General features: G+C 51.1%; 13 protein-coding genes. 5 read left to right on the top strand and 8 right to left on the bottom strand.

Features of this window, described 5'->3' with window-relative positions:
• Window positions 1-97: 97 nt before the first annotated feature.
• The 7 genes from JNE38_RS11370 to JNE38_RS11340 form a co-directional block, all read right to left on the bottom strand.
• Window positions 98-535, bottom strand: coding sequence for a hypothetical protein (locus JNE38_RS11370; protein ID WP_203356646.1), 438 nt, complete (start codon window positions 533-535; stop codon window positions 98-100).
• The gene (locus tag JNE38_RS11365) at window positions 532-1,368 is read right to left on the bottom strand and encodes a DUF3100 domain-containing protein (RefSeq protein ID WP_203356645.1); all 837 of its coding nucleotides are present in this window, start codon (window positions 1,366-1,368) and stop codon (window positions 532-534) included. The genes JNE38_RS11370 and JNE38_RS11365 overlap by 4 nt, the downstream gene beginning before the upstream one ends.
• A 27-nt stretch (window positions 1,369-1,395) precedes the next feature.
• Window positions 1,396-2,571 carry an amidohydrolase gene (locus tag JNE38_RS11360; protein WP_203356644.1) on the bottom strand — a complete coding sequence of 392 codons (1,176 nt, stop codon included), beginning with the start codon at window positions 2,569-2,571 and terminating at the stop codon, window positions 1,396-1,398.
• A 276-nt stretch (window positions 2,572-2,847) separates the two neighbouring features.
• Window positions 2,848-3,297 carry a hypothetical protein gene (locus tag JNE38_RS11355; protein WP_203356643.1) on the bottom strand — a complete coding sequence of 150 codons (450 nt, stop codon included), beginning with the start codon at window positions 3,295-3,297 and terminating at the stop codon, window positions 2,848-2,850.
• A gap of 129 nt (window positions 3,298-3,426) precedes the next feature.
• Entirely contained in the window at window positions 3,427-4,959 is a 1,533-nt protein-coding gene (locus tag JNE38_RS11350) for an amino acid permease (protein ID WP_203356642.1), read from the bottom strand.
• A gap of 13 nt (window positions 4,960-4,972) precedes the next feature.
• Window positions 4,973-5,110, bottom strand: a complete 138-nt coding sequence (locus JNE38_RS11345; protein ID WP_203356641.1) for a hypothetical protein — start codon at window positions 5,108-5,110, stop codon at window positions 4,973-4,975.
• Window positions 5,111-5,271: 161 nt separating this feature from the next.
• Window positions 5,272-7,536, bottom strand: coding sequence for a bifunctional diguanylate cyclase/phosphodiesterase (locus JNE38_RS11340; protein ID WP_238933627.1), 2,265 nt, complete (start codon window positions 7,534-7,536; stop codon window positions 5,272-5,274).
• Window positions 7,537-7,884: 348 nt separating this feature from the next.
• Here JNE38_RS11340 and uvsE point away from each other — a divergent pair, with 348 nt between their 5' ends.
• The 5 genes from uvsE (at window position 7,885) to JNE38_RS11315 (ending at window position 12,256) form a co-directional block, all read left to right on the top strand.
• Complete coding sequence (gene uvsE, locus JNE38_RS11335; RefSeq protein WP_203356639.1) at window positions 7,885-8,817, top strand: UV DNA damage repair endonuclease UvsE; 933 nt, start codon at window positions 7,885-7,887, stop codon at window positions 8,815-8,817.
• A 256-nt stretch (window positions 8,818-9,073) separates the two neighbouring features.
• Entirely contained in the window at window positions 9,074-9,538 is a 465-nt protein-coding gene (locus JNE38_RS11330; protein ID WP_203356638.1) for a hypothetical protein, read from the top strand.
• 30 nt (window positions 9,539-9,568) lie between these two features.
• Entirely contained in the window at window positions 9,569-9,907 is a 339-nt protein-coding gene (locus JNE38_RS11325) for a hypothetical protein (RefSeq protein WP_238933626.1), read from the top strand.
• 333 nt (window positions 9,908-10,240) lie between these two features.
• Window positions 10,241-11,749, top strand: coding sequence for a histidine ammonia-lyase (hutH, locus tag JNE38_RS11320; protein ID WP_203356637.1), 1,509 nt, complete (start codon window positions 10,241-10,243; stop codon window positions 11,747-11,749).
• 84 nt (window positions 11,750-11,833) lie between these two features.
• Entirely contained in the window at window positions 11,834-12,256 is a 423-nt protein-coding gene (locus JNE38_RS11315) for a thiol-disulfide oxidoreductase DCC family protein (protein WP_203356636.1), read from the top strand.
• Between the two features lie 135 nt (window positions 12,257-12,391).
• Here the strand turns inward: JNE38_RS11315 and JNE38_RS11310 are convergent, their stop codons facing one another.
• Window positions 12,392-13,312, bottom strand: coding sequence for an aldo/keto reductase (locus tag JNE38_RS11310; protein ID WP_203356635.1), 921 nt, complete (start codon window positions 13,310-13,312; stop codon window positions 12,392-12,394).
• Window positions 13,313-13,334 lie beyond the last annotated feature (22 nt).

The following is a 13,334-nucleotide window of genomic DNA, read 5'->3' as shown; positions in this document are numbered from 1 at the left end:
TATACCCGTCATTTCCTGATCGATCAATTCTTTTTGCCTACATAAAGAACCTCCACGGCGCAATCGCGCATGGAGGCTTTCAAATGAGACACGAATCTTAAAATTTCCCTTGAATCTTGAAGATGATTTCCGCAAACAGCGTGGCAAACAGGAAAGTCCCTGTGAAGACGACCAATGAAACGACCACGATGCGCCAGCTGAGCTGCTTGAACAGATGAATGTCTTTCCCCAGCGACAGACCCGCATAAGCGAGGATCGGAGTAGCGAGTGCCAGCAGATTGATCTTTCCGATCGCGGCCGCTGTAAACGCATTGCCTGGGAAAAACGGAGAAGTTGCGATCATGGCGAACAAGGAAATCCATACGATGACAGGAGACTTGAATGGCAAGATCCGGGTAAAGCCCATTCCGATCAACGTGATAACAGCCAAGAGCAAAATGCCTGGAACCGATTCCATTGGAGGCACCTTGTAACCAATCCAGTTGCCCAAAAGAGCGATAACGCCAATGAGTAAAATCGTCAGTACTTGATTCATGCGCTATGCTGCCCCCCTTCTTGGTGGTTCTGATGATGTTTGCTTTTGCGCCCAATGATCGGCTCCAGCGATTTATACAGGCGCTGAGTGAGTGGGAGGGAAACAAAAATACATACATACGTCCCGATAATGCTCATGATCAGATTGGCTGCCCCGGAGTAAAACGCAATGTCTTTTGCCGCTTCCGGGAAGATGACAGCCAATGAGCCGGTTGCAGCCGCCATCATGCTGCCAGAGCCTACTGCTGCACCCATCGCGAGGGAAATCGGGTGGAACAGCCCGCTGCTGCCCAAGAGGCTAGCTAAAATCGACATGTAAATGGCACCGAAGAGCGTTCCGCAAATGTATACCCCGAGTGCTCCGCGCGCTTCAGGAGAATTCGCACCGAATTTTTCCACGATAATGGCGAGGTTTGGCTCACGGTCGAGAGAATACGTCGCACCGATCGCCTCACGCTTCAGACCGATCCACAGAGCGACAGGCAAGCCCAGCGCAATCGTACCCACGATGTGACCGACTTCCTGGAACAGAAGGGAAACACCAGAGCTCATCAATTTGGGCAGCTCAGGACCGATGTTGGCTCCCAGCTTGCAGATGAATAGAAAAAAGGAAAGCCCCAAAATGCTGGCTGCGGCATTCATTTCTTTTTCCTTCAGCCATTTGAACTTCGGCCAGCTGATGAAGCCCCCGAGTATTAGTGCATAAAGCATGGGAAACAAGGCGATGACCCCGATCCCGATATTGATTTTTTTCGTACCGATGAACTCCGTGAGAGCGACCAGTATCAGTACAATGAAGTGCAGCTTGAACACATTAACGCGTTGCTCCGTCATGATGTACCCCCCGTAGATCCTTATTGTTTATTTCATTACCACTTTTTCTGCCGCTCGAATGAAAAGCTCCACACCGCGAATCATGCTATCCTCATCGAAGTCAAAACGCGGATGGTGATGAGGATACGTAAAGCCTTTTTCTTCATTCCCTGCCCCGAGCTGGATGAAGCAGCCAGGTGCCTTTTCCAGATACGCTGAAAAATCCTCGCCCGGCATCAGCGGGTCAATATAGATGATGTCTTCCTCTCCCCAGCGCTCGCGAATCGTATCTTCCATCATCCTCGTGACCTGCGTATCATTCACTACGGATGTGTAGCCGAGCGAATAGGTGAACTCGTAGGAAGCGCCGTGAGCATCCGTGACTCCCTTGACAATGCGTTCGATCCACATCGGAATATTCTTGCGGATTTCTGCATCAAAACACCGGGTAGAGCCTGTCAGCGTCAGCGTGTCCGGTATGATGTTGTAGGCTGTCCCTGCATTCAGCATGGTGACGGAGATGACGAGCTTGTCCAACGCACTGACATTGCGGGAGACGATTTGCTGCAGATGAGTAATGACCTGGGCCCCGATCACAATCGGGTCTACTGTCATTTCCGGTTGGGAAGAGTGTCCTCCCTTGCCCTGAATGGTGATGTCAAAGCGGTCGGTTGAAGAAGTGAGCGCCCCGTATAGAACACCGAATTTTCCGACAGGCATATAGGACGCAAGATGAATGCCGATAATGGAATCCATGCCGTCAGCTGCACCGGTCTTGACGATTTCTGCCGCTCCACCTGGCGGCAATTCCTCCGCGTGCTGGAAAAAGAACCGCACTTCTCCTTTGATCCGATCCTTGAACTGAGACAGGATCTTGGCTGTTCCGAGCAGCATGGCCGTATGACCGTCGTGCCCGCATGCATGCATGACTCCTGCTTGGGTGGAAGCATAAGGCACCTGATTTTCTTCCTGAATCGGCAATGCATCGATATCCGCACGTATGCCGAGAACAGGACCTGGCTGTTTGCCGATCAACCTGGCGACCACGCTCGTCGGAGTCGGACGTGACAATTCAAGATTGCCAAAGGAAGCCAATGTTTCATACACGTACTGGGAAGTCTTGTTTTCTTGAAAAGAAAGCTCTGGATTTTGATGCAAATGCCGGCGCCACGCCACTACCTGGTCTGCCACTTCAGCTGCTAAAGCCTCAGGATTCCAAGTCACTCGCAACCACTCCTTCTCTCTGACTGTCTCTAATTGTTAAATAAAACTAAAAAAGATAACCTTAAGTGAATATAACATGGTTTTGCGGAAATGACAAACGTCCATTTAGGGTGGACATTTCGCTGTTTTTGTCCTCCAATCCCACTCGATTTATAAGACATTTTAGATAATTCCGTCGAACATGTCCATCCTAAACAAACATTATGAATGATAAAACTATTTTGACCAAACCAGCCTCCTCGATAAATGGACGAGTCATTGACCGGTTTTCGTTGTTCATTGATTGATGGCCACGATCACGAATTTGTTGCCGGACTGACGCAGCCACAGCTCCCCGCCACCCACCATGACCCCCTGATAATTGACGAACGTGTCCTTCACTTCTTGCTGAAGCAACGCCTGCTTGACCTTCTCCGTCATGATCTGATCATACTCAGCCAGAAACTGTTTTTCACCCGCGATAAACCGGCTCAGCCCCTCTCGATTCACGCGCAGCGGATACTGTACCTGATGGGCGATCGCCGACTTGTTCCCTTTACTCACCCATTTCTGCAGCTTCCCATAAAACGCTTCGAATGCTTTCGGATCGGATATCCCTGCGACTTCATAGCGATTGGCCGGCTCTTGCGCAAGCGTGATCGGCATGCTTGCCACGATGCCCGTATGCCACGCGATCAGGCAGCAGGCCGCACAGATCGCATGGAGCCTTTTTCTCCATCTGCTCATGGTCGTTGCTCCTTCATTACGAGACTATCTTTGGTAGTAGCTTCCCCGCAGCCCGCCCTGCGCTATGCAAAAAAAACAGCTCTCTGCCCCGCAACGGCAGAAAAGCTGTTATTGGCTGCTTCCGTTTCCCTACTTGTTTCTAAATTTCGCTTCCTGAATTTGAATCTCTTCCTCTGATTTGTTCAGTGCGGCTTGCGGACCGGGGAAATGATTTTTGTAATAAGCCAGATCCATGATCAGCAGTAAAAGAAACATGGCGATCAGCGCGTAGCCTGCTGTCTGATTCGGTGGCATGACCATCACAATCGAGATGAAGATGATCCAAATCAAGCTCAATACGTTGATCGTCTTGCTCCAATTCCCCAGATTCCACGGCCCGTAATGCTTGCGTAAAAAGAGCCCTTTAGCCTCCGCACGAAGCTTGAGATACAAGGGTATGCCATAGGCTACATAGAGGCCGACGACGCTTACCGCAGTCAGGAAAGCGAGTGTCGTATACGTCGTGTCCGGATTGATCCTCTTTACGATGTAATCAAACAAGGCCAGCGCAAACGATAAAATAACGACGAGCCAGATGGCTTTCGCCGGCGTCCGGTACTTTTTCGATATTTCTGCCCAATGACGGCTCCACGGCATCCCCTTATCGCGGGAAAAAGCGTACAGCATCCGGGAGAAGGAGGTGATGGATGCCAAGCCGCAGAACCACATCGCAAAGGTGACCAGCCATAAGACGACCGAGCCAAAAGTCCCACCCAAGGCTTCACTGATCACATAGATGAAGGCATTTGGCGCCTCGCTTGCTGACGCTGCATCTTTGATGGAAAGGGTAACGAACGCGAGCATGATAAAACCAAAAATAAAAGAAAAGGCCACTGAAGTGAAGATTCCCCATGCTGCGCGTACCCGCGGGTTGATCGTTTCTTCGATCGTATGGGCGGAGGCATCGTAGCCCGTAAACGTCCACTGTGCCTGCAAAAGACCGATCAGGAATGCGATGGCGTACGGTTTGTCGGAGAAAGTCTGCCCGACCTGGAACAGGTAATCGAGCGGCTGCAATTCATGGCGAGAAAAGAAAACCAGACTGCCTACGAGAATCACAACAACCCCAATATGATACCAAGCGGAAAAATCATTGAGACGGGCGACCAGTCGAATTCCGATGTGATTGAAAATGCCGTGCAAGAGTAAAGTGATACCAAACAGAACCAATGTCGTCGTTTCCGTAGACGTATACCCGAACGCACTTGCGAGGAGCGGGTCTGCAAACAACGAGAAGGAATAATCAATGCCGGCGACGATTCCGATCTGCCCGATCAGATTGATCCAGGCTGTATACCAGCCCCATCGTTTGCTGCCCAAAATCGCAGCCCAGTGATACAAGGCACCCGCGGTCGGAATCGCCGACGCCAGCTCTGACATCGAAGCCGCAATCAAGATGACAAAGAAGGCGACGATCGTCCACCCAAAGCCCATCATGCCTGAACCGCCATACAGAAGCCCGTGTCCGTATAAAGATACCGCGCCTGTCAAAATCGAAATGATGGAGAAAGAGATCGCAAAGTTGGAGAAGCCCCCCATATCGCGTAGAAGCTCCTGCGCGTAGCCGAACTTATTTAAGTCCTTTTTGTCCTCCAGCAATTGATGTTCTCTATCTTGCTGCATGCGTGATCCCCCCTTACGTGTTTGCCTTCGAGCCGATGAAGCTCTCGTGCTCGTCTTCCTCAAAGCGACGTACACTTTCATTTGCCCGATACCCAATGGCGATCGCGGCTCCAATGGTCACAACAATCAACAGCAGACCAAGCCAGAGCATGTGTCCCCCTCCTTTTTCCCAGATTCATCACATGGTCAAGACCACAAGATTAGTACATTGTACGTATGAAACAAGAGGCTATACCAACCAAAGGCGTACGCTGAATGTTTCCATCGGAATGAAAAAAGCGCAGGAGCGATCCTGCGCTTGGTGCCACTGCGTCATGATATTCTTCGTTTCTGTTCTTCCATGAATGTCGTAACTTCATCTCGGGGCAGCGGCCTGCTGAACAGATAGCCTTGCACCTCTTCACACAGGTTCTCCTGCAGAAACGCAAGCTCGTCATCCGTTTCCACACCCTCTGCAATCACATTGAGCTCAAGATTGTGCGCCATTGAAATAATCGTGGAGACAATTGCGCGGTTGCCCGGGCTTTTTTTCATATCTCGTACAAAGGAGCGATCAATTTTCAGCCGATTCAACGGAAATTCCTTGAGATACGACAAGGAGCTGTATCCCGTTCCAAAATCATCGATTGCGATATGCACACCCAGCTGCTTTAATTCTGCGAGCGTGTTGCTTGCCCGATGCACGTCAATCATCGTGCTCTCGGTTATTTCCAGCTCCAGATATTGTGGCGAGAGGCCCGTAGCTTCGAGCGTGGAAGCGACCATCTGGGTAAAGTCCTTTTTCAAAAACTGGCGGGCGGATAGATTCACCGCTACGCGAATGGGCGGCAGGCCTTGGTTTTGCCATTCTTTGTTCTGCTGACACGCAGTCCGCAAGACCCACTCACCGATGGGCACAATCAGGCCGGTTTCTTCTGCGACGGCAATAAATTGATCGGGGGAGACGAGACCACGCTCAGGATGATTCCACCGAATCAGCGCTTCCATCCCTACGATAGCTCCGTCCTTCGCATTCACCTGGGGCTGGTAATACAAGGTCAGCTCCCCTAGTGCAAGCGCCCGGTTGAGCTCGTTTTGGATGAACATTTTATCGCTGGTTATTTTCTGGAGATCAGGAGCGAACATATGATAGCTGTTTTTACCCCGCTCTTTCGCAGAGTACATCGCGGTATCGGCTGTTTTCATCAAATCATGCCTGTCTTCCCCGTCCATGGGATACCGGGAGATGCCGATGCTCGTGGTGATGTAGAGCTCGTGGCCATTGATGAGAAATGGCTGCTCGATCGTACGGTTCAGGGAGTCGGCGACTTTCACGACCCATTCCTGTGTTACGTCTGCCATAATGACCATAAACTCGTCACCGCCCAATCTGCTGACAGTGCCCCTATCTCCTATGCAATTGGATAGACGAATCGCCGCTTCCTTCAACAGCAAATCACCGTAATCATGGCCGAGCGAATCATTTACGAGCTTGAAACGATCGAGGTCCAAGAACATGACGTACACCATAAAGCTCGCCCGCCTGGCTTCTTCGATCAGCAAATCCAGCTTTTCTTCAACGAATCTGCGGTTGGGAAGCCCTGTCAGCGCATCATGAAAGGCGAGGTAATTGATCTTGGCTTCGTCTTGCTTTTGTATCGTGACGTCACGCGCAATGATAAAGACGCCTGCCACATTCTGGTCCACAAATACGGGAACATTGGTCAAGTTCAGATGAATCTGGCGTTTTTGTGTCGCGATGACAATCTCATAATTTCTCGCTTCTCCACGAGCGGCTTCTTCAAAATTAGCTGCCACTCGCTCCCCATCCTCGGCGCTGCACATCCGAATGAACGTACGCAGGGGCAGGCTTTTTTCTCCCGTCAATCGCACTGCAGCAGGATTTAATACACTTTCCTCGCCATTGATCGAGTAAAACATGACAGCGTCGTAATTATGCTCAAACAAGGATTTATATCGCTGGTCACTCTCCATGATCCGAAAGGTTTTCCCTGCAAACAGCTTGTCCATGTAAATGGATGCAAGCGTCGCACCGAGAATGAAAGTCGTGACGATCCCCACGGCATAGGCCATCATCCTCGTATCAGCTGCCATATACGATTGCTGGACGGTTGAATGATGGCCGCCAATGAAGCTTGTTGCGTACATGCCTGTATAATGCATCCCGGCAACGGCAGCCCCCATCAGCATGCCCGCCAGCAATTTCCATCCCACTCCCTTGACGCTGTCTTCATTTCGAAATCGGTATGTCAGAAGCAGAGCCACGACAGACACGATGATCGCGACGAGAATGGATATGGCAAACCAAAACCAATCGTATCGGATGACCGCCTTCATCTGCATGGCTGCCATTCCGGTGTAATGCATGGAAGCGATCCCGATTCCCATAAACAGGGAACCTGTTATCAGTCTTTTGCCCGTCAGGGTTTCGGTATTGATTACCCAAAGGGCAATGCCAGATGCGATGATGGCACACAGGATCGATAATAGGACAATCGCAGCATCGTAATGAACGTCTATTGGCAAGTGCAGAGCCAGCATCGCGACAAAATGCATCGCCCAAATTCCCAGCCCCATTGAGACTGCACCTGTACATAACCAGATCAAACGTCCCTTGCTTGGAGATCGGTGAATACGCGCGCTCACGTTCAAAGCTGTATATGAAGCTAAAACCGCAAGTAAATAAGAAAAGGAAACGAGTGCAAGATTATAGGTTTGGCTGAGCGTATTCATTTCATTCCCCTTTAACCGGAGTCTCATTCATTGGGACATGGCAATATCCCCCTATCTTATCCCTTTTATTTTCAACTGACAAGAAGCGCGCAGCCGTGCATCGCTTTCGTTCTGCCAACTTTTCGATCACGAAAAACATGTGCAAGACGGGGATACTAAATCGACGACGACGCCGTAAAGGGAGTGAGCGCCTTGTTCCGTTTGGGATATGCCTGTATTAGCGTGAATACCAAAAACAACCCAAACAAGAAAACGACAGTCGCGCAGCTGAATAAATTAGAGCCGCAGGCACGCTTGAAGAAACTGAGGCAGATTTTGCAGACAAACTTTTTCAATTTGATGGACCTGCTTGCCTACAACGTCGAGAATCACATCTTTGTATACCGCCTGCCCTCAGAATTTGTACCGCTTGCCACTCACCCTGTTGCAGAAAACTGGGACTGGGCAAAAGAATTCGCCTGGGATTTTCAAAAAGCAGGTGAATTCATACGTAGCCATGGCATCCGGATGACCGCCCACCCCGGACATTTCAGTATCTTGAACAGCGACAAGCCCTCCGTCGTGCAGACAGCGATTACGGATTTCAGCTATCATGCCCGAGTATTTGATTTACTCGGTCTGGATGACAATTCGGTCCTGGTGACTCATGTCGGAGGAGGAGTCGAGGATAAAGCCGCTGCTCTCGACAGGTTCGCTGCCCATTTCGAGCTGCTCCCTGATTCCGTAAAGAAACGATTGGTCGTCGAGAATGATGACACTTCCTTCACGATGGTGGAAGCATTAGAGCTGTGCGAGAGGCTTGGCATCCCTATGGTCCTGGACATTCATCATCATCACTGCTTGAATCATGGAGAAAACTGGGTGGACTACTTGCCGCGGATCATCCAGACCTGGGGAGAAAGAACACCAAAAATGCACATGTCCTCCCCCAAGTCGGAAAAAGATTTTCGCGCTCACGCTGACAACATTCATCCAGAGGAGTTCGTGAAATTCATTTCTTCCCTGGCCCCTTACAACGTCGATATCATCTTGGAATGCAAAAATAAGGACGATGCACTGCTGACTCTCCGGCGGGAGCTGAAAAAACGCGGAATTGACTCAGAAGCCTTTGCGTCACAGGCCTGAAATAAGAAAAAAGACGCCGCTGTAGCAGTGGCGTCTTTCTGCCATTTATAGGGAGCAGCCGCAATCGCAGTCGCATCCTGAAGAAGATCCCCTGCGCCCATGTGAACCGTATGAGCTGCTTCCTTTGTGATCCCATGCTTGGCACCGGTCGTGGTAGTATTTCATCCGACGCTTATGATGCTTGTAGTGTTTGTGGTATTCGCTGTATTTGCGGCGATTTTCACGGTGCTCCTCGCATTTGTGGTGATAATACTGCATGCGATCCATGTGGAATTGGAATTTGAACAGGTACAATTCAATTTCCACACCCGCATTTTCTCGTGGCGCCCGTGCATTAGGCGATGCATTTGGCGAGCCCCAATTCGGCATCATGTTTGGAGAAGAGTTTGGATGTCTTCTGTTCGGCATCATGTTTGGAGAAGAATTTGGGTGCCTGCGGTTCGGCATCATGTTCGGTGGAGAGTTTGGCATTCTGCGGTGCGGCATATTAGGGGAAGCATTAGGAGGTCTGAGATTCGGCGTTGGAATCCCCATATTTGGCGGCATCGGATTGGCTGGTCTGCGATTCGGAGTCGGGATTCCCATGTTTGGCGGCATCGGATTGGCTGGTCTGCGATTCGGAGCCGGGATCCCCATATTGGGTGGCATCGGATTGGCAGGTCTGCGATTCGGTGCGATCGGGTTAGCAGGCATTTTGTTCGGTGCCTTCGGGATCGATTGATTCGGCACGGGAAGAATCGGCCGTTGCGGCATGGGACGCATTGGTTTTTCCGGCTTCGGCCGTTTCGGCATTTCAGGGGATGGCAGGTTTGGCGACGGACGCAGATTCGGCGATGGAATATTTGGTGATGGAATATTTGGCGATGGTACATTTGGCGACGGCACGTTCGGAGATGGAAGGTTCGGCGATGGAAGGTTCGGCGACGGCATATTCGGGGATGGTGACATCGAAGGCGGTTTTGGCACCTGTTTTGGCATTGGCATCTCCTTCGGCATCTCTTTCGGCCTTCTCGGCATTGCCGGAGGCATCGGTGCCATACTCGGTGGTACTTTACGTCGTTTCTCCACGGATGAAACACGTCCTTTCTAGTAAAATCACACAGTACATGGTATGACATTTATCCCGCTCAAGAAACGACAATCGCCCATTTTGAGAAAAAGGACTAAGCCCGTTTTTTGAAAAAATAGTGTAGTCGCCGTGACAACATTCCACTTGACTGCGCAGATGCATAGGTTACAATTGAAATACTTATAAAAATAATCAGACAGCTACGCGCGGACGAAAGTGAGGAAAGACGTATGCTTGGAAACAGGCTTTCACGTTTTGCCCAATCACATACACGCCCAGGAAGAGGGGTTAGGATCTAGTATCCTAACCCCTCTTTCTTTTCGTTCTCTGCTATGCTAAAGGAGGAAAAGAAAAATGAATCAGCCAGCAAATGTACGCAAAATGGATGGGAATCACCTGCGCATCGAGGATGTGGTAGCAATCGCACGAAACAATGTCCAAATTGAATTGACACCCGAAGCAATCGAAAATGTACGCAATTCGCGCAATATGGTAGAGCAAATCATCAAGGAGCAGCGCGTGGTGTACGGAATCACGACCGGCTTCGGGAAATTTTCGGATGTCATGATCTCCGGGGAAGATGTGAGCAATCTGCAGGAGAACCTGATCATGAGCCATGCTTGCGGCATGGGAGATCCTTATCCTGCGGAAGTCGTCCGCGCGATCATGGCCCTTCGAATTAACGCGCTAGCCAAAGGCTTCTCGGGTATTCGCGTCGAAACACTGCTTCATCTCGTAGAGCTGTGCAATCGCGGAGTCCATCCCGTGATACCTCAGCAGGGTTCATTGGGAGCAAGCGGAGATCTCGCCCCTCTCGCTCACATGGTTTTGGTCATGCTGGGCAGGGGGGAAGCGGAGGTGAACGGTCAGCGCTTATCTGGTAAAGCTGCTCTTGAGCAAGTGGGCCTCGCTCCGATTCGATTGCAGGCAAAAGAAGGGCTTGCCCTCATCAACGGGACACAAGCCATGTCCGCACAGCTCTGCTTGGCTCTCTACGACTCCCGCGTTCTCATGGAGAGTGCAGAGGTGATTTCCGCCATGACCGTGGAGGCACTCCGCGGAATACCGAAAGCGTTTGACCCGCAGCTGCATCTCGTTCGCCCTCATCCTGGCCAGCAGGAATCGGCACGCAAGCTGCTCATCCATCTTCATGGCAGTGAGCGTACGACCGATCAAGGCGAATTGCGCGTGCAGGATCCGTACAGCCTGCGTTGCATCCCGCAGGTGCACGGCGCAACTCGCGATACCTTGGAATACGTCTGGACAACGGTTACCCGCGAATGCAACAGTGTCACTGACAATCCGATCTTGTTTACCGAGACAGGCGATATTATCTCCGGCGGTAATTTCCACGGTCAGCCGATGGCCTTTGCAGCCGATTTTCTGGCTATCGCCATTGCAGAGCTGGCCAACATCTCGGAGCGTCGTACGGAGCGACTCGTCAATCCCCAGCTAAGCGGTCTTCCCGGATTCCTGACAGAAAATGGCGGGCTGCATTCCGGGTTTATGATTACCCAGTACGTGGCTGCTTCGATCGTCTCTGAAAATAAAGTGCTGTGTCATCCCGCATCAGTCGACTCAATCCCTTCTTCCGCCAATCAGGAGGATCATGTGAGCATGGGAACGACGGCTGCCCGAAAATTGCGGACTGTCGTTTCCAATACCACGAAGGTTCTCGCTATCGAGTACTTGGCGGCAGCGCAGGCGATTGAATTTGGTACGGGTGCGCTGGGTGAAGGTACCAGCCGCGCCTATGAGCAAATTCGCAAAGTCATCCCTCGCCTGACTGATGACAGGGAAATGCAGCCCGATCTGCTCCAAGCCGAAAATCTGGTGCGTGAGGGTGTGCTCATGTGGGAATAAGCTGTCCAGTACTGCCCCATTCATTTTACGGCTTTTGTCTGTTATGATGATGGAGAAAGCAATCGTAAACTGGAGGGCTGCTCCATGCAAGAATCCAAACAGCCAGTCCAACCCGCAGCTATTTTACTTTTTGATGGCGTCTGCCATATGTGTCACGGTGCCGTTCAATTTATTCTGCAGCGTGATCCCCATGGCCGAATCCACTTTGCTTCCCTGCAATCGGAAAAAGGGAAGGACCTTCTCGCTGCCTACGCCTATCCGGACAGTCTCCAATCGGTCGTTTTGATCGAGGACGGAGTGCTATATACAAGATCGGATGCAATCCTGCGCGTAGGACGAAAGCTGAGCGGTGCATGGCCTACCCTATCGTTTTTAGGGATGGCGCTCCCGCAAAAGCTTCGTGATGCGATGTACGATTGGATCGCACGAAACCGCTATCGCTGGTTTGGGCAGTCCCAGCATTGCATGCTGCCTACTCCCGACATCCGATCTCGTTTTTTGGAATAGAAAATCGTGCCAGCCAAAAGGGGCGTGTCTTAGACACAGCCCCTTTTGTAGTCAGCCTGCAATGGGAGAGGCAGCCCTTGGACTTTTTTCTTATCCTGGACTGCCTCTGTCTCTTTTATACTTTTTCCTTGCCTCTCATCGGGCAATCGCTTGCGGATGTTCATCGCTCACGAGATCTGCCGCTTTTGCATTCGCTTCTACCTGGGCAGGGCTTTTGCTACCCGGGATGACGGTTGTGACTGCGGGATGACGCAGGCACCAGGCCAACGCCCACTGTGCCATATCCATCCCCTCAGGCACCTCATTTTGCTTGATTTCTTCTACCTGTTTGAGCAGGTTTGCGACATGCTCCTGATCATGACGATGTCTGACGTCATTTCCTGCAAATACGGAGCCTGGCTTGTACTTTCCGCTCAAGTATCCGCTCGCAAGCGGCACACGTGCAAGGACTCCCAAGTCTTGCTGCTCGCAGGAAGCAAAGACGGCTTCCTCCGGATTGCGGTCGAGCCGGTTGTACACGACTTGAATGGTTTTTGCATGCACCTTGGAAGCGGACTGCGTTTGATGCAGGTTAGTATTCTTCGCGATGGACAGGCCCAGATGCCGGATCTTCCCTGCCTGAACCTGCTTGTCTAGCATCGTCCAGAGCTCGTCGTTGTCAAAGGCTTCATCCGGACCGGAATGGAACTGGTACAGGTCAATGTAATCGGTTTTCAGTGCTGCCAGGGATTGCTCCAGCTGTTGCAAGACATCTGCCGCTCCATACTCATTCGTACGGGCAAATTTGTCATGAAAGTGATGGCCGAACTTGGTGGCTACGATCCAGTCTTCTCGACGATCCTTTCGCAGGTATCCCCCGATCAGGCTCTCAGACAAATGATCGCCATAGCATTCAGCCGTATCGATCAGATTGATTCCCAGTTCCTTTGCCTTGTTCAGGATTTGATCCACATCTTGCTGGGAAAAATCCATACCCCATTCTCCGCCAAATTGCCATGTCCCCACGCCAACCACAGATACTGACAGATCCGTCTTCCCCAGTCTGCGATACTTCATGCAAATCCCTCCCCTTCATCAG

Source organism: Brevibacillus choshinensis (assembly GCF_016811915.1).
GTDB lineage: Bacteria > Bacillota > Bacilli > Brevibacillales > Brevibacillaceae > Brevibacillus > Brevibacillus choshinensis_A.
The sequence above is the reverse complement of the archived record's forward strand: the minus strand, read 5'-3'. Positions and strand labels throughout refer to the sequence as shown.